The sequence below is a fragment of the Pimelobacter simplex genome (assembly GCF_024662235.1).
In the GTDB taxonomy this organism is placed as follows: domain Bacteria; phylum Actinomycetota; class Actinomycetes; order Propionibacteriales; family Nocardioidaceae; genus Nocardioides.
This window is the reverse complement of the sequence record NZ_CP096276.1, coordinates 4,964,031-4,981,380: the sequence shown is the minus strand read 5'-3', so window position 1 is coordinate 4,981,380 and position 17,350 is coordinate 4,964,031. Positions and strand designations below refer to the sequence as shown.

The window sequence follows — 17,350 nt, the reverse complement described above, 5'->3', positions numbered from 1 at the left end:
CTACTGCCGTCTCGCGGCACGGAGCCCTCGAGTTCGACATGGGCGAGCCGTGGGTTCGGGTCCACGACGCGGTGGCCGGCTGCATCGTTCACTCCGACCGGGGCAGCCAGACCCGATTCAATCGATCGTCGCACCGCCCAGCGGGCGCTGAAGGGGCACGGCCTGATCGGATCGATGGGCCGTATCGGCGCGGCCGGTGACAACGCCGCCATGGAGCGCTTCTTCAGCCTGCTGCAGTAGAACGTCCTCAACCGGCGCTCCTGGGATACCCGCGAGGAGCTGCGGATCGCCATCGTGATCTGGGTCGAACGCACCTGCCACCGCCGCCGACGTCAAGACGCCCTCGGCCGATTGACCCCCGTTGAGTACGAGACCATGATGACCGCACCAGCCGCTCAGGCTGCGTGACCCAACCTGTCACCTAGGGCGTGTCTCCTAAGTCAGGGCGGTTTGGGCTGATTTGGTGGGCGCATGTCGCGAAACGCAGCGCTCACCGATGCCCAGTGGGCTCAGATCGAGCCGTTGATGCCGGTTACTCAGGGGCGTCAGCGTCCGTTCCGGGACCACCGTCAGGTCGTCGAGGGGATCATCTACCGCTTCCGCACCGGCATCGCCTGGCGTGACCTGCCCGGCGAGTTCGGTCCCTGGCAGACGGTCTGGAAGCGCCACAAGCGCTACAGCATCGATGGGACCTGGGACCGGATCCACGCCCACCTCGTCGCGCTCGCTGACGCCAACGACGAGGTCGAGTGGGACCTCAGCGTGGACTCCACGATCAACCGTGCTCACCAGCACGCGACCACGCTGACTCGCACACCTCTGGCTGGCACAGGGGGATCTATCGAATTAGACGAAATCGGCCGACGGGCTGTTCGTCGAGCCAGCTGACCATGCGCTGGGCCGCTCCCGCGGTGGTCTCTCGACCAAGATCCATCAACTCGTCGATGGCCGCTGCCGGCCGCTGGTGGTGATCATCGGTCCAGGTCAGGGCGGAGATTCGCCGATGCTCTCGCACCTGCTCGACCAAGTCCGCGTCGCCCGCCTCGGACCCGGCCGGCCACGCACCCGACCCGACCGGATCCTGGGCGACAAGGCCTACTCCTCGAAGGCGAACCGTGCCCTGCTCCGCTCCCGCCAGATCAAGGCCACGATCGCCCAACCCGACGACCACCAGCCAACCGCAAGCGCCGCGGCCGCGCCGGAGGGAGGCCGCCCGCCTTCGACGCGGCGATCTACAAAGGCCGCAACGTCGTCGAACGAGCCTTCAACCGCATCAAGGACTGGCGCGGCCTCGCGACCCGCTACGACAAGCTCGCCACCACCTACCGTGGCGGCGTCGTCCTACGCGCGATCACCCTCTGGCTCAACTAAAGAGACACGACCTAGTTGTGATGCCCAGGCACGTTGGTCGAGAACGTGTGACGACACGATCTGATGTCGTAGATGGGTGAAGGCCTCCCGATGTGGAGTGGAGCTGTCTAAGGAACCGCTTCACACCCAGGAGGCCTTCGTGTCCCACGCTACCCATGCAAACGCTGCTCTGACCCCGCGCGCCCGGCTCAAGCTGGCGCGTCTGATCGTCGATCACGGCTGGAAACCGGCTCGAGCCGCGGAGCGCTACGACGTGTCGTGGCGGACCGCGAAGAAGTGGGCTGACCGCTACCAGGCCGAGGGGCCAGCGGGGATGGTGGACCGGTCCTCGGCGCCGCGCCAGCAGCCGAACCGGACTCCCGCGCCGGTGGTGCGGAAGATCGTCCACCTGCGGTGGAAGCAGCGGCTGGGTCCGGTCGAGATCGGCGACCGGCTCGGCATGCCGTCCTCGACCGTGTACGCGGTGCTGGTCCGCTGCCGGCTCAACCGGCTCACGCACATCGACCGCACCACTGGGGAGCCCGTCCGCCGCTACGAACACGAAAAGCCAGGCGACCTGATCCACGTCGACGTCAAGAAGCTCGGCCGGGTGCCCGACGGCGGCGGCTGGCGCTACGTCGGCCGCAAGCAGGGCAACCGGAACCGGGCGGCGACGCCCGACCTTCCCCGCAACAGGTGGCGCAATCCGCTGACTGGGACCTGCTACCTGCACACCGTCATCGACGACCACTCACGAGTCGCGTACGTGGAGGCCCACAACGATGAGACCAAGGAAACCGCAGCGGCCGTGCTGCGCAACGCGGTCGCCTGGTTTGCCGACCGGGGCGTGACCGTCCAGCGGGTGATCAGCGACAACGGCAGCTGCTACAAGTCGAACCTCTGGAAGCAGACCTGTAGCGACCTGGGCATCACACCGAAGAAGACCAGGCCCTACCGACCGCAGACCAACGGCAAGATCGAGCGCTTCCACCGCACCCTCGCCGAGGGGTGGGCGTTCAAGAAGTTCTACAACTCCGAGTCAGCCCGACTCGCGGCTCTGCCAGCATGGGTCCACGAGTACAACCACCACCGGCCCCACTCAGCAATCGGGAAGGCCACACCCATCACCAGGTTGGACAACCTGGCTGGGCATCACACCTAGTCGCGCAGCAACCCCCTCCATACGGGGGGCGAGTTTGGGATCACGGTCGAGCTTGGATCGGTTTGGGGTCGCCGGGTCTGCCCCCGGTCTGGTTGACACTCGGGGTTTGCAGTAGTCAGGCCGCTGCTGCGGCCGCGTAGATCATCTCAAACTCGACCGGAGTGAGCTTGCCAAGGGCTCGCTGGCGACGGCGGCGGTTGTACTTCGTTTCGATCCAGGTGACCATCGCGAGCCGCAGCTCCTCGCGGGTGTCCCAGCGGCGGGTGTCGAGCACGTTCTTCTGCAACAGCGAGAAGAAGCTCTCCATGCTGGCGTTGTCGCCGGCGCCATAGGATCGGCCCATCGACCCGACCAGGTCGTTGTTCGCGAGCAGCCGCTGGGTGCGTTTGGCGCGGAACTGACCAGGTTCAACCAGTCGATGCAACACCGGCTTGTTGGAGCAACAGTAGATGTTCGTTGAACGCTTCCGCGGGGGTCTTCCAGTTGAGGGTCTTTCGGGGTCTGGTGTTCAGCGCGTGAGCGACGGCTTCGATCTCCTCAGCCGACCAGCACGACAGGTCGGTTCCCTTGGGGAAGTACTGGCGCAGTAGGCCGTTGGTGTTCTCGTTCGTGCCGCGCTGCCAAGGCGACTGCGGGTCTGCGAAGAAGACCGGGATCCCGGTCTCGACACTGAACTTGGCGTGGGCCGACATCTCCTTCCCGCGGTCCCAGGTCAGCGACCTCGCCAGTTCGGCCGGCAGCACCGACATTGTGTTCGCCAGGGCGTTCTTCATCGTGATCGCGCCGTAGCCGGCTAATGCGGGGCCGTTCCTCGGAGTCTCCTTGTGCCGGTAGCCCTCCTCGCGGGGAAGGTGGACCAGCAGCGTGAACTTGGTCGTGCGATCGACGACGGTGCCGATCGCTGAGCGCTCCAGCCCGATCAGCAGGGCGCCCTCCCAATGGCCCGGGACGGCACGGTCCTCGGCCTCGGCGGGTCGTTCGCTGATCAAGGTCTCTGGCGTGACATGGGCCCACGTCTTACGCCTGGATCGCTCTCTCGGCGCACGCAACGCACGGCCGGTGCGCAGGCACCAGACCAGCTCGCGCTTCAACGCGCCGCGGCCCTCGATGTAGAGCGACTGGTAGATCGCCTCGTGGCTGATGCGCATGGACTCATCATCAGGGAAGTCGACCTTGAGCCGGTTGCTGATCTGCTCCGGACTCCACGCCGCGGACCAACCACGATGCTTGCGATGCGGCTTGTTGATGCCGGTGAACCGTGGCGGCTCCGGACCCGGATGACCTTGCCATCAGGAGTCTTGATCTGTCCCGACAGCCGCTCCTGCACGTAAGCATGCAGCCGAGGATCCGCGACGAGCTTTGCCGTCTTGGGCCTCTTGGCAGCCATGTCGGCCTTCCACTGCGCCACCGATGCCCGGTACTCGAGCTTCCCGCCCCGAGTGGCGGCGTTGCGGCGCAGTTCGCGTGACACCGTCCCAGGGTCGCGCCCGATCTCACGAGCGATCTCGCGCACGCCCTTGCCCTGGGCCTTTAGGATCGCGATCTCTTCACGCTCAGCGAACGACAGATACCGTCCGGTGGGCTCGTGCTTCAAATTGAACGGCGCCATGCCGCCAGCGTTGCGGAACCAGCGTTGGCCGACAGCGGGCGCCACGCCGGCCACGGTGGCTGCTTCGATGGGCAACAATCCCGTCGCAATCGCCTTCCAGAAGACTGCCTCTACGGGGCGCTGAAACTTCGGATGGCCGGGCGAGCGCAACTTCGGCCGGATCGCCCGATCTGCTTCCCGCTGACGACGTGCCATTCCACACCTCCATGACGAGGTGTTGCGACGACCAGTTGAATCCGCCCTGGCCGCCCCTATCGGAGTGGCAGATCGTGCCCTGCGGCGAGCGCAGCGCGATCCCGCACTGGTCACGCTCCGCGTGACGATCCGCCTACGGGGACGCAGAGGCTCGCTCCGTCAACTCGGCCAGATAGGCGAGTGCCTCATCTCGTTCCGCGGGCGGTGCATCGGGATAGCGGCGGAGTCCGGCCTGGAGAACAGCAATGGCGCGGGCTTCATCGCCGCGCGAGTCGCCCTGGCGTGCGGCCACTTCTATCACCCGTGCCAGGCCTGATCGCGGGGTCTCGTCTTCGGAGGCGCCGAGGGCGTAGAAGCGCAGCCAGTTCCCTCCGACGTCGATCACGCTGAACCCGGTTGCGGTTCCTGCCTTGCGGCGCAGTCGGAGCAGACGCGGGATGCCCGCGGTCGGGACTCTGCCGAAGTCTCGGCGCAGGCCCTCGGTGAACGATTCATGCAGCCGGGCGATGTCGGGGACGGTGATGATCGCGCTGGCATAGGAGTTGGCCGCATCAAAGCCATCAATCCCCGACAGGTGGATGACGATGTCGTCCAACTCCACGACGGCGTACGGGTTCGGTCGCCGCTGCTGGTAGCTGACTGCGAAGCCGAGGGCGTTGTAGAAGGTGAGAGCCTGGTCAAGGCTGGCGCACGGCAGGATGGGATAGGTACGTTCGCCGGCCACGCCCCATTGTGACCCAGACCCCGGGTACCGGGGCACTGGCGCGCATGGTGTGGCGGCAACGCCGTTGTCATTCGTGGTCGTCGGGATTCAGGTGCGTGACCGTGAGGCGGTACTGCTCGACCAATCGCTGGGCGACCAGCGACCGGTGACAGGCGTCGACGTCGCGCTCGACGCAGAACTGATCTCGCTCCAGAGCACGCTCAACCTGCTCGCGGCAAAGATCGACGAGAACACCGACCGTCTCGACCGCATTGAGCGGCACCTACGCCGTTAGATCGAACGGCTGCCGGCTTCTCGGCACCGCTGAATGTCTACCGGCCCAGTAGATCTTGACAAATGTTCGTACTTGTCCATGTTGGCTGCATCTCGACAAAGGATGTCGATTTGCAGCGATGTTCGACGAACTACATGCGTGTAACTTTGATCAGACGACCCAAGGCGGGCCGATCCGTCAAAGTCCGGACACGAAGGCAGGGTCCGAGCACCCGTCGACGCCGGCACCAGTCGTGATTGACCGGCCTACCGCAGTTCGTTGGCGAGTGCTTGTTCGATGAGGGGTAGGTATCGCTCGACCTGATCGCGGTCGCTGTCCTTCTCGGCCTGAGTGAGGTCGGCATAGGGGGTGTCGATCTGTTCGGTCCATTGGCGGACCAGATCGGCGGGGATGGTCAGCGAGCCATCGGGGCCTGGAGTGCACTGCTGGTGCAGGTAGCGCTGCCAGTGGGCCCACCGCTCGTGCTCGGCCGCCGCGAGCTTCTCGAGGAGTTCGGGATCTCGTAGCCGCTGTACCGGCTCGTTGGTCTCCTCCATGGTCACATCAGATCAGATCGCCGGCAACGAGGTTCCAGTAGTGCTGCCCCAGAACGGTGAGTTCGCAGGACTTGCTCTCCATCGCTGCGTGCCACATGTGAGGTGCGTCGACGGGTCGTACGAGGTTGACCCTCACGTAGTTCTGGAGAGTCCGGAAGACCGCGGTTCTGGATGGGTCGGGATCCGGCATGGCGGGATCGGCGAGCTGCTCAGCAGATCGCTCGGGCTCGTAGGACGGGTCAAGGGCGAACTCGTAGTCCGACGTAGGGAAGTGGGTCGTCAGGGCCTGCAGGTCAGCAAGGGCGATTGGGGGTTCTGCTCGCCGCAGGGAGACGAACGTCTTGACGTTGGTCTTGAATACCGGGCGTTGTGCCCAAGGGCCGAGGGACTGATCGATGTGGGCATAGACGCTTCCGGGCGTGATGTCTCCGACCAGGTTGGCCGCCGCCCCGTTGAGCGCGTCGACGAAGAGCCCGGTGAAGACGCCGCTGCCGTTGCTCTCCATGGCGTACTGGTTGGCCGTTGATGCAGTCAGAATCGTCAGCCCGTCGGAGATCTCGGCCAGGTTTTGAGCGATGGCGTTGTTGCCGGCGGCCCCGCTGTGGCAGCTGTCGAGGATGATGATCTTGTTCCGCGCAGGTGAGTTGTTGGCCATGGTCATCACCTCATTGAGGGAGAGCCCATCATCACCGTCCTCGGAGTCGCTGGTGCAAAGGAAGCCGCCGGTGTCCTCGATGTGGCCGTGACCGGAGAAGTAGAACAGTGCAATCTCAGCATCGTCTGCGAACACCTCCCGAACAGCGTCCTTGAGGTCCTTCTTGCAGATCGTCTTGCCCGGGCCGGTCGCCACCATCAGGTTCGGTGTCGTGAAGTTCAAGGTGCCGTCGGAGTGACGCTCGAGCGCCGTCTTGACCGAGAAGGCATCGTTGACGCAGCCGTTGAGTCCGTTGATGTGCTCGTAGTGGTCAATCCCGACAATGAGGGCCTTACGCATGGTGGTCACCGGAGTTCCAGGCTAGAGCGCGTCAGAGGGAGTCGATGAAGCCGGCGATGTTGGCGTCGGTCCAGGTCACGGTCGTGACGCCAGCGATCGCGGTCCGGTCGTTGGAGTAGGCCCAGATTCCTCGGATCGGCTTCTTCTCCTCCTTGGCGCACTGGATCTCCCACTTCTGGCCGCTGGACGTCAACGAGTTCTTGCTGACCAGCACGATCACGCCGTGAGAGCGCTTGATCCGCGTGCGGACGCGATCCTTCCACTCCTTGTCGTAGGGCTCCTTCACCGACATGTCGATGAACTCGTACGGAGCGCGCGGGTGCAGGGTCTGTCCCTTTAGAAGGTCCCGCTGCCGCTCATCCTCGATCGCGAACGCAACGAAAAGGGTCTTCTTGTCTGCCATGGGTGTGCTCCTAACTAGATGACTGGTCTGGTGCCATGGATGATCTGCGGCTGACCTGCTGCTGTGCGGCGGGCGGCGCTTGCCGAAGTTAGCCGGTGGCTCCGACAGTTCGGCCGGAACGCGAGCTCACAAGGCCACCAGCCGATCGGGGGCGAGCGTCGCCAGACGTCGGACATCCCCGGCGAAGATCAGAAGCTCCCGCGCCAGCAATCGGGGCTCAAAAACGGTGAGCTCACGTGCGACGGTGGCCGTAAGCGGTGAGCCGAAGTGCTCGATGGGCGAGTCGACGAGTACAGCCCTGCAGGCCCGAATCACGATGAGGAGCTCGACGTCAACCAGGTAGCGCGTCCCCGCAGGTATGCCGCGTCGCATGTTCCTGTGACAGGCGAGGTCGAGGCGTTCGAGGGCTTCGAGGACGGCGTCCGTGCGGGCCGCTGCCTTACTTGGGGGCGCTCCTGCTTCGACGGCCGCGACCATCGAACGACTGGCCGCCGCAAGGGCGTCAGCTGCCTCAGCGAGGCGACGTACGGCTTCGTCTGTGGCAGCGCGGTCGGCGCGTGCCCAGCCGACAAGGACGGCGGTGAGACCAACCATGGCGACCGCGACCGCCCTGGTGTCTCTCACACCGAGTGCAACGACCGCGCCGACCAGCGCGACCGGGATCGCGATGGTCGTGAATTGTCGTGCCGTTGAGAGCTCCCGCCACCAAACAGCCTGCGTGAGAGCGACCGCCGGCAGATCTGCGACCCGGACCATCATCGTCAGACACCCGGCCATGACCGCGAGCAACAGCGCGTTGGCCAGGTAGTGAGCAACATCGGGCGACCATTCACCACGAAACACGGCCGCCCCGAGAAGCACCACCGCGGCCAGCGCCGCGAGCACCTCGACTGCGATCAGCATAGTGGTCAGTGCGAGTCCGATGACCCTGATCATGCGTAGGAGGCGGCCCAAGCGGCGATGCCCGTGGGCGCCTCGCCTCGCGAGGTCGACCACCCCCAGCAACATCACCGTGGGGCCGACTACTGCTGCGACTGCGCCAAGCCAATTCCAGGACGGCCCGATGAAATAGAGAGTCACCATCCCAACGGTCAGGAGTGACATCCCGGCCATGACCTGTGCCCACGACCGCCATCGGGGCGTATCAGCCCTTCGACGCCCGCGAGGCATCTCGTCGCGAAGGTCAACGGCGCGCTGCATCAGCAGGCCGCGAGCTGCGCCGAAACGACGTCTGTCAGGCATCACCCTGGTGCCTGCAGGTGGCGAGGCCGGACCCACCACCGATGGTTGGCCATCGAGCGTGGTGGTCACGCCACGTCCTCCTCTCTGCCCCCGACGACAGCGGCGATCTGCTCGGCCATGTCTTCGATCGAGACGGTGTCCGTGCTCAACGCGACCTTGTCGGCCAACGACGGACTGTAGGAACGCACCTGATCTCCGGTTAGGTTGTGCCAGATGGGCAGGAGGGTCTGCTCGCCGGCGACAGTCCGGGTGACCAGGCCGTCGAGCTCGTGGTTGGTCCATCCCTTGCCGAAGAACCGCTCAGAGAGGATCACGATCCCGAAGCGGCTCGCCCGGATTCCTTGGTCGATCTTTCGACGGAGGCTGTCGCCGACGGTGAGCTCGGTCTTGTCGAGCCAGACGCTGACGCCGAGATCGACAAGAGCGTCGCGCAACGGAACGGCCACGGCCTCCTTGTCCTCGCTGGCGTGGGAGATGAAGACGTCCCAAGTCTGCCCACCCAGGACGCCGCCGTCGGGTTCTGCCGGTTCACGAACTTGGACGTCGCTGATCGGACTCCGCTCCCGGATCGGGGGCAGCAGGCCGGGTGGAGGCGACTGCACTGCGACACTCGCTCGGACCCGCCCAGCGAGGCCGCCGAGGTCGACGACGACGAACCAGTGGCCGCTGTTGGGGATGGGGAGGTGGACGGGCGACTTGGTGGCGCGGCCGCCGTGGAAGGAAAAGCGCCGCCCAGCCTTGAGTGCGCGGTAGTCACTCGCGGTCATCAAGCGGACGTTCGCCTGCTTGTCGAGGGTGACGACCGCGACCGCGCCCTTCGTCTGCTGCTTTAGGTCGAAGTAGAGGTGCTGCATGACCCGGCGCTCACTTCTTATCGCGCGGAGGATTGGGGTCGTTGCCCGGCGCGATCGTGTCGGAGTCGCGGATACGGCCGTCGCGTCCGTGGATCAGGACCTCGCCGCCGCCGGCGTTGCCGACGATCTCGCCTGCTCGGCGTACAGCGTCGGCCTGGGTGTCGGTGTGGGCGCTGGAGCGCTGGGCACCGGGAGCACGGACGTCCCAGCCGCCATCCTGGTTGGGGACGACGTGCCTGCGGTTGTTATTGCTCATGGTCTTCTCCTGCTGGATCTCATCTTGTGGGTCTGGCTCGTCCGGTGATGAGATGCAGGTGCAAGTCGCATGCGATCACCTCGCGTGCCGCGGGCGTCTGGTGGCTAGACCAGGCGCCCGCACTGCGTTGCACGCCAGTTTGCGCTTGAATATTTTCACGCGATTTGATCTGGCCTTTCGCGGCGCGTCAGGCCAACTGATCGGCGTGTCGACTCTCACCGATCACCATTCTGACCTGCGCGAAGCGGTAAGTTGTTTTCGCGCGATTTATTGGAGGTCTTGGATGTCAGAGGCGACGGTCACCCGGCTAGATCAGGCATCGGACAGAGACGTCCAGACTGCGGAATGCGCCAACCCACGGTGTGATGAGGTCATCCAGCGCCGTGGCGGACGGGGGCGCCCGCGGGATTATCACGACGACGAGTGTCGCCGAGCCACAGCGGAGGTGAAGCGGCGCCTCGAGTCACGCCTGGAGCACTACAAGGAACAGGTCGCGATCCTCAGCGAGCGCTACGCCCCCTACGAGAAGGCACCCGGCATGGGCGAGTCGCGCGGACCTGCCGACGCAACGAAACTCACTGCCGAGCAGATTCGGATCGCGCGTGAGGCCGTCAGCAAGGTGGACGGTGCTGCTCCGTTCCTTCGCAAGCACGATGGCGAATTTGCGGCTCAGCTGATCGAGCTCTTCGATGCTGTCGCTCCGGTCGTTCGCTCACATCTCTGATCACCTGCCTGCGAAGGCGCGAGCTGCGACCATGACGTTGGCTCCGCCAACACCGACTTCGCCATCGCGGAGCACGCGTGCTGGCGCGATGTCGTCGAGCAGCGGATTGCGGCCTTGGAACCATGCCTGGATGACGGACGCGGTGTCGTTCTCGCTGAGCAGCGTGGCTGCCTGGTAGGCAACACGAAGACGCTCGATGAGCTCGTCCGGAGGTGCGCTGTCGGCAGCAAAGTCCGCCCAGGCTCGCACGGTTCGCGTGTCTGCCACGGAGCTCAGGTAGGCGACCAGCTTGGTGCCGAGCAGGTCGCACAATCTCTGGACGAGCTCGGGAGTACCAAGTCGATCTTCGTGCTGGACCGCGCCGTCCGGACCCGTCGGATCGGGCTCAGGGATCGTGCCGCTGCGACTCCTGATTGCCGCGCGAAATGAGGCGAGCGCAGATTCGTACGCGACGGTGTTGAGCCGACTGAGAGGGATGCTGTCGTGGTCGTAGGTGCGCCACACCATCCCGGTCACGAAGGCCCATAGGTGGCTGGGCGGGACGGTGAAGGTCGTGCGCGGGCTGCGGCGACTAATCCAGACCAGGTCAGTACCGCGCGACGAGAGGACGATGACGTCGCCTCGCTCGTCGCTGTGCTCGTGGTCGACCGGGAGGAAGTTCATGACCGCCAGTGGCTCGACGCCGCGGCGCAGGAGGTCGGCGAAGTCGTTCTCCGACTGGGTTGTCGGTGCGAGGTCGTCGGTGAGGAAACGTAGGACCGCCTCTGCCCGCTCCAGGCCGGCGAGGATGCCGTCCGGTTCGGCAACACGGGTCCAGTGCTGAAGAATCTCAACGAAGACCGCAGGCTCATCGGTGTGGTCCGCGCCGTACACGCGTTCCCTGACAGCGCCGTCGGGCTCGGGGATCTGAGCGGTGAACGCGAAGTCGCCGAACGGCCCGGGCGTGGTGAAGTCGAGCGCGACGTCGACGCCCTCTGCCTGCGGGACGACGAACACAGGCTTGGTTGTCCGAGGCTCGGCGGAGCTGCCGGCGTCGTCATCGGTGGGCATCCCGACCTCCTCTCCACTGGTGTCTCGGCTGCGCCGTTCCCCGGCTGGTGGTCATCTGCTCATGGTGGCCCGATGAGGTGGCCTGGTTCTGGTTCTCCACAGGCACCGGATCTGCTGAGAGCCGGATGGGTCGAATCTGGACGGCGATGCTGATGGCGTCCTGGTCGTCGGTGAAGCAGCGGCAGCGTTCGAGGTGCTCGTCCCTGGCCTCGCGGGCGGCGTCATGGGTGAGGTGGACGCTGAGGAGTTCCTCGCAGTCCCACAGTCCCCAGATCTGCGTTGCGGTCTTCATCCGGTCCTCCTCGTCGCTACGGCGGTGCTGCGGATCAGTTCGGCCAGTGCGTCGGTCGCGGGCTGGTCCAGACGCCGGACGAACGCGCGGTAGTGCGCACAGTCGTGGCGGGCTGGCGGGTGCTGCCAGCCGGGGCTGGTGTCGATGTGTCCGTGCGCGTACTCGGTCCACAGCCAGGTGACGGCGTATTGCTGGCTGGCCGCGTGGCTCCCGGGCAGGTGGATCCGCGCCCAAGGTCGGTACCAGCCGCAGCGGCGTGCGAGGCGTCGTACCGCGTCCTCCCGGGCGCGGTAGTCGACGGCTGGGGCGAGTTGGTTTGCGATTCGGGTCAGCGCCGCTATGAAGTCGGCACCCGAGACGAGGAGGTCAGCGGTGCAGGCGCGGGCGGTCTTCGACCCGAGCGCTGGAGGGAGTCCGAGTGCCGCGGCGGCCTGGGCCCACGTGAGGTTTCCGCGGTGTTGGCGGGCGAGGCACAGGCTGACGAACAGGCGCCCGGTGCGGGCGGTGACGTCGAGCATGCCGGAGACGTGCCGGGCGTAGACGATGGCCGGGACTACCTGGGGGACCGCGGTCAGCGGCAGGAGGCTGCCGGAGTTCTCGAGCAGCGTTGCCAGTCGTCGCCGCGAGGCGGTGGCGGCCATGACCAGGTGGGTGAGGAGCGGCGTCATGGTGGTGTGATCGGCAAGCCAGCCGAGCTGGCCGTCGTTGGTCACCGGTGTGAGCTCGGTCCAGCGATGGAGTTTGTCCGCGGCGTCGTCGATGCTCCCTGCTCGGAGGATCTCGTCCGCTGCGGCGAGGGCCTGGCCGCGGAGCTGCAGGTTCGCTGGCGGGGCAAGTCCCCAGCGAACGCCGCGGGGCCCGGCGGTGCGTTCGCGGTCGGCGCGGGCAGTATCGGCCCATGGCGCAAGGTCCTCACCGCCCGGCTGGACGGCGAGGTGCAGGAGGAGCACGGACAGCGACTTGAGTTCCCGCAGGTAGTCGCTGGGGTCCATGAGGTCGCCGAGGACAGCGACTGGCCGACCTTGCAGGGCGTCGTCGATGCGGCGTTGGGCGACAAGCACCGCGGCAGGTGCCGCCATGGCGTCGAGTTCACCGAGAGGCTGCTGGCATCCACGTCCGCGGGCTCCGCCGGGGTTTCCGCAGCGATCAGGGGATGTGTCGATCGCGCGCAGGGGTGTGCGGTGTGAGCGGAACCGTCTTCCGCAGGTGGGACAGTGATCGATGAGCCACAGGCAGTGCTCGGTGCAGGTGGTGACCCACGGGTGGCGCCAGCTGAGTTGCCAGATCCCGTCGCCTTGGAGGCAGCGTGGGCACAGGGCGGTGCCGTGGGCTGGCGGCCACCCCCGGGCGGCGACTCGACGCCAGGTGTTCTTGTTCGCGGGGTCGAGTCCGTCGGTGTCGATGCCGACCATGCTGGCCAAGGTGCAGCACCGCAGCGCGACTGGGTCGAGTCTGGTCAGCGCGGCAAGGTTCGCGATCACCGGCTCTGCTGGTGCGATGGTCAGGAAGGCTGTGGGTGCGCCGGGTTGGGAGAGGCGCTGGACGAGGGCTGGGTGTGGGAGCGCGTTCGCGGACCCCAGTCGCTCGAGGTACCCGTCGAGCGCTTCTCCGGCGACGGGGGCGATGGTGACCGGTAGCGGTGTCAGGTCAGCCGGCATCGGCGTGTCTCGCTGCCCGTGTGAGCGTCTGTTGGGCGTCGCGGGCGACGTCGTCGGCAACGGCTCCGAGGTGCTGGTGGCCGTACTCGATGAGGGTGAGTCGATCCTCTCCGAGGAGCGCTTGATCGAAGGAGCGCAAGTCCCGTCGCATTCCAGCGTGGTGTGGGCTCAGGCTGAGCGTGCCCTGGGTGAGCTCCAGCCAGATCCAGGCGGCGGCCAGCCTCTGGTTGCGTGGCGTGCGAGGCACGGCGGTGGGCGCGAGCGTTGAGGTCGGGACGGAATGCAGAGTCGTCAGGACCGTGCGGCGGTGGCGGTAGTCGCAGATGTCAGCGTGCGCGAGTCGGTCGGTTTCCCGAGCCAGGATCCGCAGTCCAGCGGATGTGTTGCCAAGGTGGTGGACGTAGGTCGCGGTCATGGGCTGCTTGCGCAGGTCGCCGTACCGATCGTCCAGCTGGGCGAGGGTGGGACGTGTTCCGGTGGCTGCGTGGATGGCTTCGCGGCGCAGGGCGCGCGCGATGCCGTGGCCGAGGTCTTCGCCGGCCGTGTCGACGTCCAGGGCCCGGTGCCGGGGGTGGAGGTAGTCGGGGATCGCGGCCTCGGTGATCCGCGAGCTGCGGAGCTGGTCGTGGAGCGCCTGGCGGGCCGCCGGGCAGTCGTCCTCCGGGGCTGGGGTCTCGCCGAGGTGGGTCAGCGTGCGTTCGCCGATCAGGTCGCGCGTTGCCTGGACGGTCCGGCTGGCCGGCCAGGCGTGTTCGGCGAAGCCGGCGATCCAGGCGGGGTTCTGCCACGACCCGGCCGGTCGGGCGCCCGTGGCGGCGCAGATGGCGGCGGGCCCGGTGGCGAGGTGAACGTGGAGGCGCAGGAGGCGCAGCAACCGAAGGCGGCGGTCGGCGAATCCGACAGCTGGCGTTTGCATTCCACGCAGGAGGGCGTCCTGCATCTCCAGTGCGTGAACCGCTCTGTCGGCAGTGAGGCCGGCGTTGAGAGGGGAGTGGCAGGTCGGGCAGTGGCTGACCCAGACCAAGCCGCTCCACAGGCTGCCGATCCCGCACACCGAGCAGATGGTTCTGTCGCTGCGCCGGAGCTCGATGCTCGTCGGCTTTCGGCCGTGCCGCCCAGCGAGTCGGTGGTGGAGGGTGTGGGTGCGCAGTCGGCGCGTCTGCAGCCCCAGGGTGCAGGCGAGGGCACCCATCTGGCGTTCGGTGATGCGGTCGTTGACGCCGTACGGATAGAGGGTGTGGACCGGGATGCCGGTGGTCGTACTGAGGCGTCGCAGCATCGAGGCGATCGACTCGTCCAGGTGCGGGTCGATGCTGACCGGGAGTCGAGGCGTCATCGGGGCGCCGTCTTGGCCGGGGCTCGCTTCGCGGTCGTGGCTCGGGCCTGGTCGATCTGCGAGTCCTGTGCGCGCTGGCTCACCCAGATCGGGTCGAGGATCGCGTGGTCGAGCGGTGCACCGGTCTCGATCGCGACGGCGGCGGCGTCGATCAACAGGCGGGTGGTGTCGCCGACGTACCCCTGAGCGCGGCGCCACAGGTAACCGGCCAGACGGGACGAGAAGAGACCTGGCTCCTCGTCGGGCAGATACGGGAGGAGCAGGTCCTCGCAGTTCTTCAAGAATCGCTGCCACTGCGCGCGACCCGTTGCCGTGTCGACTTCGTAGGGGGCGAGGGTGTGCTCGGAGAGCCGGCCGCGGATCTGGGGGTCGCTGAGCACGTCACCACCGGTCAGTTCAGCGCCAACGAGCATCAGGACGCCTCCGACCTCGCCGAGTTCGGTGTTGAGGTGCTTGACCGCGTTCAAGGTGGCGCGGCCGGTGACCGAGGTGGCGCGGAGCATGTGGGCGTCGTCGAGGATGACGAGCCGGACGCCGTGGGTCTGGAGTGCCTTGACGGCGCGCAGCGCCAGCGTGCGCTCCACGCCGCTGGCCGGGTAGCCGACGAAGGAGAGGATCTGGGTGTAGAGGTCCTTGCTGCGCGACTCCGAGAGGAGGGTGAGGTAGCAGACCGGGACCAGGTCTGCGGTGACCCCAGGCTTCGGGGTCCATCGGGGCCGGGGCGATCGGATTGGCTTCGCCCAGGTTCGGTAACGGTCCTGTGCCCAGCTCTTGATGAGCGTCGACTTGCCGGCGGTGTACGGCGCTGAGAGGGCCAGGATGGTGCGGGCGCCGGGCGGCTCGAGGAGTGCGGACTCCAGCGCGCGGTCGATCGCGCTGGCGGTGGCGGTGTGCACGGGCGAGGAGACACATTGCGCCCGCAGAGCAGCGCGCACCGCGTCGGCGTACGTGCTCTTGCCCATCTGGCTCATCGCGTCCAGGTCGGCGGCGGTGACTGGCTGCGGCGCAAGGACCGTGGCTTCGGTTGCCTGGTGGTGCCACATCTCGGCGTCCATCAGTCGCCCACCTCGTCGTAGTCTGGCCACTCCGCGTCGAGGTCGAACCCGTCGTCGGCCTCCGCGCGCCGCCGTCGGAGCGGTGTGACCACGCCGTCCTGGTCGCCGTCGAACATCGCTGCCGCTTCTGCTGCTTCGGCGTGGTCGCGTTGGGCCTGCTCCCAGCGCAGTCGGGCGGCGTACCCCTTGGCGCGTGCTTCAGCGGTCTCCTCTGCCGAGGTCAGCTGGCCGAGCTCGGCGATGATCTGCCGCCACGTGGACTTTCGATTCAGGGCGGTGTTGCCTCCGCGTTCGGCGATGCGCGCGAGGGCGCGTTCGTGCATCCAGTCGCCCATGGGCATGTCGAGGAGGTGGCGGGCCTTCCAGGGGATCTCGTGGATTCGGCCGGTGTCGGGGTGGCGGAACCAGATCCGGGAGACGTCGCGGGGGTCGTAGTGGAACGGCGCTTTGCGGGAGTCGGCCTGGAAGGCGCCCCTGCGCACGTCACGGAATTCAGCGAGGACCGGGGCGTCGTAGACGAGGTTCTTGTACTCCACGCCGGCGTGGCCGATGGTCAACCAGCGGATCGGGAGGAACTGGTAGATCAGATCCGGATGCTGCGGCACGTGGAGACGGCCGGTGACCTCGTGCATAGCGTCCCACATCTCCAGCGGGGTCAGCCGCGCCGACGGAGCACCCGGCAGGACAAGGCCCTCGTGCCACGAGCGGTGGTAGTCGAGAGCGACGAACCGGCGCAGGTGGCGTTCCAGCTCGGGTGCTGTGAGGAGCTTGTCGCCTGTGGCATCGACCTTGCGGCCGCGCTCGGCGACGTTGCGGCCCTTGTAGCCCGGTAGTTGCTGGTAGGCGCGTTGCAGTGTCTCGTGCCAGCGCTCAACGTGAGGATTGTCTGTCGGCTTTGAACCGCGGGACAGCATCAGGTCGATCCCGAAGTCACGCAGCAGAGCGATGAAGTGCTCAGACAGGAAGACCGACCCGTGGTCGCATCGGATCGACGACGGCCGAACACCGGGCTTGTGATGAACGCCCTGGAGGCTCTGGCCGGGCGGGATGATCCGCTTCGGTGAGCGATGCACCGCGACCTCGGACAGGTCCAGCGACTCGGGCACGCCGCACCAGCGCCAGTCATCGACCGTGGTGCCGTCGACAAGCATCGACATCGGCCGCATGACGTCGTACAGCAGGAGGCCTGCCTCGAGCGCGTTTCCCGAGCGTGGCGTGACGCGCAGGCCAACCACGACGCGGGTTGCGACGCTGATCGCTGTCAGGATCTCGACACTGACCGGCCTCTCGCGCAATTCGTCCCACACCAGGACGTCGGCGCGGGTGGCGTCGATCGCGACGTGGCTGGGATGCATCGCGGGAAAGCTGGTGTGAGCCGACGCCTTGCGGCGCAGATGCCGCGAACGCTGCGCCCGTGTACTTCTTCCCAGTGCACGTTGGCGTTCGGAGAGGTACTCCTGAAACAGCCGCTGCGGTAGAACAACGTCGCTGAGGCCATCGGCCTTCATCTGCAGCCGGATGTCCGCCTCGATGGTGGTGGTGTTGACCTTCGAGATGTCGCCGTCGAAGCGGGCAAGCACGTCGTCCGCGATCTCGCGCACACGTTCATCGAGCTCATCGAATCCGCGCCGGCCTT

The 17,350-nt window shown here is 66.7% G+C and carries 17 protein-coding genes and 4 pseudogenes; 6 read left to right on the top strand and 15 right to left on the bottom strand.

Annotated features, from left to right (window positions below; translation table 11 throughout):
• Nucleotides 1–83: 83 nt before the first annotated feature.
• The 4 genes and pseudogenes from M0M48_RS24405 to M0M48_RS24395 form a co-directional block, all read left to right on the top strand.
• Nucleotides 84–408 (top strand): annotated as a pseudogene (locus M0M48_RS24405) (IS3 family transposase); the annotation flags it as partial.
• A gap of 63 nt (nt 409–471) precedes the next feature.
• Nucleotides 472–888 carry an IS5 family transposase gene (locus M0M48_RS31115; RefSeq protein WP_374586537.1) on the top strand — a complete coding sequence of 139 codons (417 nt, stop codon included), beginning with the start codon at nt 472–474 and terminating at the stop codon, nt 886–888.
• A pseudogene (locus M0M48_RS31110) lies at nt 869–1,371 on the top strand (IS5 family transposase). The gene M0M48_RS31115 and the pseudogene M0M48_RS31110 overlap by 20 nt, the downstream one beginning before the upstream one ends.
• 139 nt (nt 1,372–1,510) lie before the next feature.
• On the top strand, nt 1,511–2,512 hold the full coding sequence (locus M0M48_RS24395) for an IS481 family transposase (protein WP_257750781.1): 1,002 nt from the start codon (nt 1,511–1,513) through the stop codon (nt 2,510–2,512).
• 115 nt (nt 2,513–2,627) lie between these two features.
• Here M0M48_RS24395 and M0M48_RS24390 read toward each other — a convergent pair.
• The 3 genes and pseudogenes from M0M48_RS24390 to M0M48_RS24380 all read right to left on the bottom strand — a co-directional run.
• A pseudogene (locus M0M48_RS24390) lies at nt 2,628–2,912 on the bottom strand (IS3 family transposase); the annotation flags it as partial.
• Nucleotides 2,913–2,919: 7 nt separating this feature from the next.
• Nucleotides 2,920–4,316: pseudogene (locus M0M48_RS24385) on the bottom strand (IS30 family transposase).
• Between the two features lie 133 nt (nt 4,317–4,449).
• Entirely contained in the window at nt 4,450–5,040 is a 591-nt protein-coding gene (locus tag M0M48_RS24380; RefSeq protein WP_257753090.1) for a VOC family protein, read from the bottom strand.
• 49 nt (nt 5,041–5,089) lie between these two features.
• On the opposite strand from M0M48_RS24380, the gene M0M48_RS24375 reads away from it, so the two are divergent.
• Nucleotides 5,090–5,314: a hypothetical protein gene (locus tag M0M48_RS24375; protein ID WP_257753089.1), complete on the top strand. Its 225-nt coding sequence runs from the start codon at nt 5,090–5,092 to the stop codon at nt 5,312–5,314.
• A gap of 245 nt (nt 5,315–5,559) precedes the next feature.
• On the opposite strand, the gene M0M48_RS24370 is transcribed toward M0M48_RS24375, so the two are convergent.
• From M0M48_RS24370 to M0M48_RS24345, 6 genes are all read right to left on the bottom strand, one after another.
• Nucleotides 5,560–5,850: a hypothetical protein gene (locus M0M48_RS24370; protein ID WP_257751345.1), complete on the bottom strand. Its 291-nt coding sequence runs from the start codon at nt 5,848–5,850 to the stop codon at nt 5,560–5,562.
• A 7-nt stretch (nt 5,851–5,857) separates the two neighbouring features.
• Complete coding sequence (locus M0M48_RS24365) at nt 5,858–6,844, bottom strand: caspase family protein (RefSeq protein ID WP_257754415.1); 987 nt, start codon at nt 6,842–6,844, stop codon at nt 5,858–5,860.
• Between the two features lie 31 nt (nt 6,845–6,875).
• Nucleotides 6,876–7,247, bottom strand: a complete 372-nt coding sequence (locus tag M0M48_RS24360) for a TIR domain-containing protein (RefSeq protein ID WP_257751344.1) — start codon at nt 7,245–7,247, stop codon at nt 6,876–6,878.
• 126 nt (nt 7,248–7,373) lie between these two features.
• Nucleotides 7,374–8,183, bottom strand: a complete 810-nt coding sequence (locus tag M0M48_RS24355; RefSeq protein ID WP_257751343.1) for a hypothetical protein — start codon at nt 8,181–8,183, stop codon at nt 7,374–7,376.
• 371 nt (nt 8,184–8,554) lie between these two features.
• Entirely contained in the window at nt 8,555–9,343 is a 789-nt protein-coding gene (locus tag M0M48_RS24350; RefSeq protein ID WP_257751342.1) for a DUF1883 domain-containing protein, read from the bottom strand.
• Between the two features lie 10 nt (nt 9,344–9,353).
• The gene (locus tag M0M48_RS24345; RefSeq protein ID WP_257751341.1) at nt 9,354–9,599 is read right to left on the bottom strand and encodes a DUF2188 domain-containing protein; all 246 of its coding nucleotides are present in this window, start codon (nt 9,597–9,599) and stop codon (nt 9,354–9,356) included.
• A gap of 445 nt (nt 9,600–10,044) precedes the next feature.
• On the opposite strand from M0M48_RS24345, the gene M0M48_RS24340 reads away from it, so the two are divergent.
• Nucleotides 10,045–10,323: a hypothetical protein gene (locus tag M0M48_RS24340; protein ID WP_257753088.1), complete on the top strand. Its 279-nt coding sequence runs from the start codon at nt 10,045–10,047 to the stop codon at nt 10,321–10,323.
• On the opposite strand, the gene M0M48_RS24335 is transcribed toward M0M48_RS24340, so the two are convergent.
• The 6 genes from M0M48_RS24335 to M0M48_RS24310 are packed head-to-tail and all read right to left on the bottom strand — an operon-like array spanning nt 10,324 to nt 17,315.
• Nucleotides 10,324–11,373, bottom strand: coding sequence for a hypothetical protein (locus tag M0M48_RS24335; RefSeq protein ID WP_257751340.1), 1,050 nt, complete (start codon nt 11,371–11,373; stop codon nt 10,324–10,326).
• Nucleotides 11,360–11,665, bottom strand: a complete 306-nt coding sequence (locus tag M0M48_RS24330; RefSeq protein ID WP_257751339.1) for a hypothetical protein — start codon at nt 11,663–11,665, stop codon at nt 11,360–11,362. Before M0M48_RS24330 ends, M0M48_RS24335 begins: the two co-directional genes overlap by 14 nt.
• A complete protein-coding gene (locus M0M48_RS24325) occupies nt 11,662–13,323 on the bottom strand; it encodes a TniQ family protein (RefSeq protein WP_257751338.1) in 1,662 nt (553 codons plus the stop codon). The genes M0M48_RS24330 and M0M48_RS24325 overlap by 4 nt, the downstream gene beginning before the upstream one ends.
• A complete protein-coding gene (locus tag M0M48_RS24320) occupies nt 13,313–14,659 on the bottom strand; it encodes a hypothetical protein (RefSeq protein WP_257751337.1) in 1,347 nt (448 codons plus the stop codon). The genes M0M48_RS24325 and M0M48_RS24320 overlap by 11 nt, the downstream gene beginning before the upstream one ends.
• On the bottom strand, nt 14,656–15,714 hold the full coding sequence (locus M0M48_RS24315) for a TniB family NTP-binding protein (RefSeq protein WP_257751336.1): 1,059 nt from the start codon (nt 15,712–15,714) through the stop codon (nt 14,656–14,658). Before M0M48_RS24315 ends, M0M48_RS24320 begins: the two co-directional genes overlap by 4 nt.
• Nucleotides 15,714–17,315, bottom strand: coding sequence for a Mu transposase C-terminal domain-containing protein (locus M0M48_RS24310; RefSeq protein ID WP_257753087.1), 1,602 nt, complete (start codon nt 17,313–17,315; stop codon nt 15,714–15,716). Before M0M48_RS24310 ends, M0M48_RS24315 begins: the two co-directional genes overlap by 1 nt.
• Between the last annotated feature and the right edge of the window lie 35 nt (nt 17,316–17,350).

Excerpts from the sequence above, each read along its gene's own strand:
- M0M48_RS24365 (WP_257754415.1), bottom strand. The coding sequence starts at position 6,844 with ATGCGTAAGGCCCTCATTGTCGGGATTGACCACTACGAGCACATCAAC.
- M0M48_RS24335 (WP_257751340.1), bottom strand. The coding sequence starts at position 11,373 with ATGCCCACCGATGACGACGCCGGCAGCTCCGCCGAGCCTCGGACAACC.
- M0M48_RS24355 (WP_257751343.1), bottom strand. The coding sequence starts at position 8,183 with ATGATCAGGGTCATCGGACTCGCACTGACCACTATGCTGATCGCAGTC.
- M0M48_RS24350 (WP_257751342.1), bottom strand. The coding sequence starts at position 9,343 with ATGCAGCACCTCTACTTCGACCTAAAGCAGCAGACGAAGGGCGCGGTC.
- M0M48_RS24345 (WP_257751341.1), bottom strand. The coding sequence starts at position 9,599 with ATGAGCAATAACAACCGCAGGCACGTCGTCCCCAACCAGGATGGCGGC.
- M0M48_RS24315 (WP_257751336.1), bottom strand. The coding sequence starts at position 15,714 with ATGGACGCCGAGATGTGGCACCACCAGGCAACCGAAGCCACGGTCCTT.
- M0M48_RS24320 (WP_257751337.1), bottom strand. The coding sequence starts at position 14,659 with ATGACGCCTCGACTCCCGGTCAGCATCGACCCGCACCTGGACGAGTCG.
- M0M48_RS24370 (WP_257751345.1), bottom strand. The coding sequence starts at position 5,850 with ATGGAGGAGACCAACGAGCCGGTACAGCGGCTACGAGATCCCGAACTC.
- M0M48_RS24325 (WP_257751338.1), bottom strand. The coding sequence starts at position 13,323 with ATGCCGGCTGACCTGACACCGCTACCGGTCACCATCGCCCCCGTCGCC.
- M0M48_RS31115 (WP_374586537.1), top strand. The coding sequence starts at position 472 with ATGTCGCGAAACGCAGCGCTCACCGATGCCCAGTGGGCTCAGATCGAG.
- M0M48_RS24360 (WP_257751344.1), bottom strand. The coding sequence starts at position 7,247 with ATGGCAGACAAGAAGACCCTTTTCGTTGCGTTCGCGATCGAGGATGAG.
- M0M48_RS24330 (WP_257751339.1), bottom strand. The coding sequence starts at position 11,665 with ATGAAGACCGCAACGCAGATCTGGGGACTGTGGGACTGCGAGGAACTC.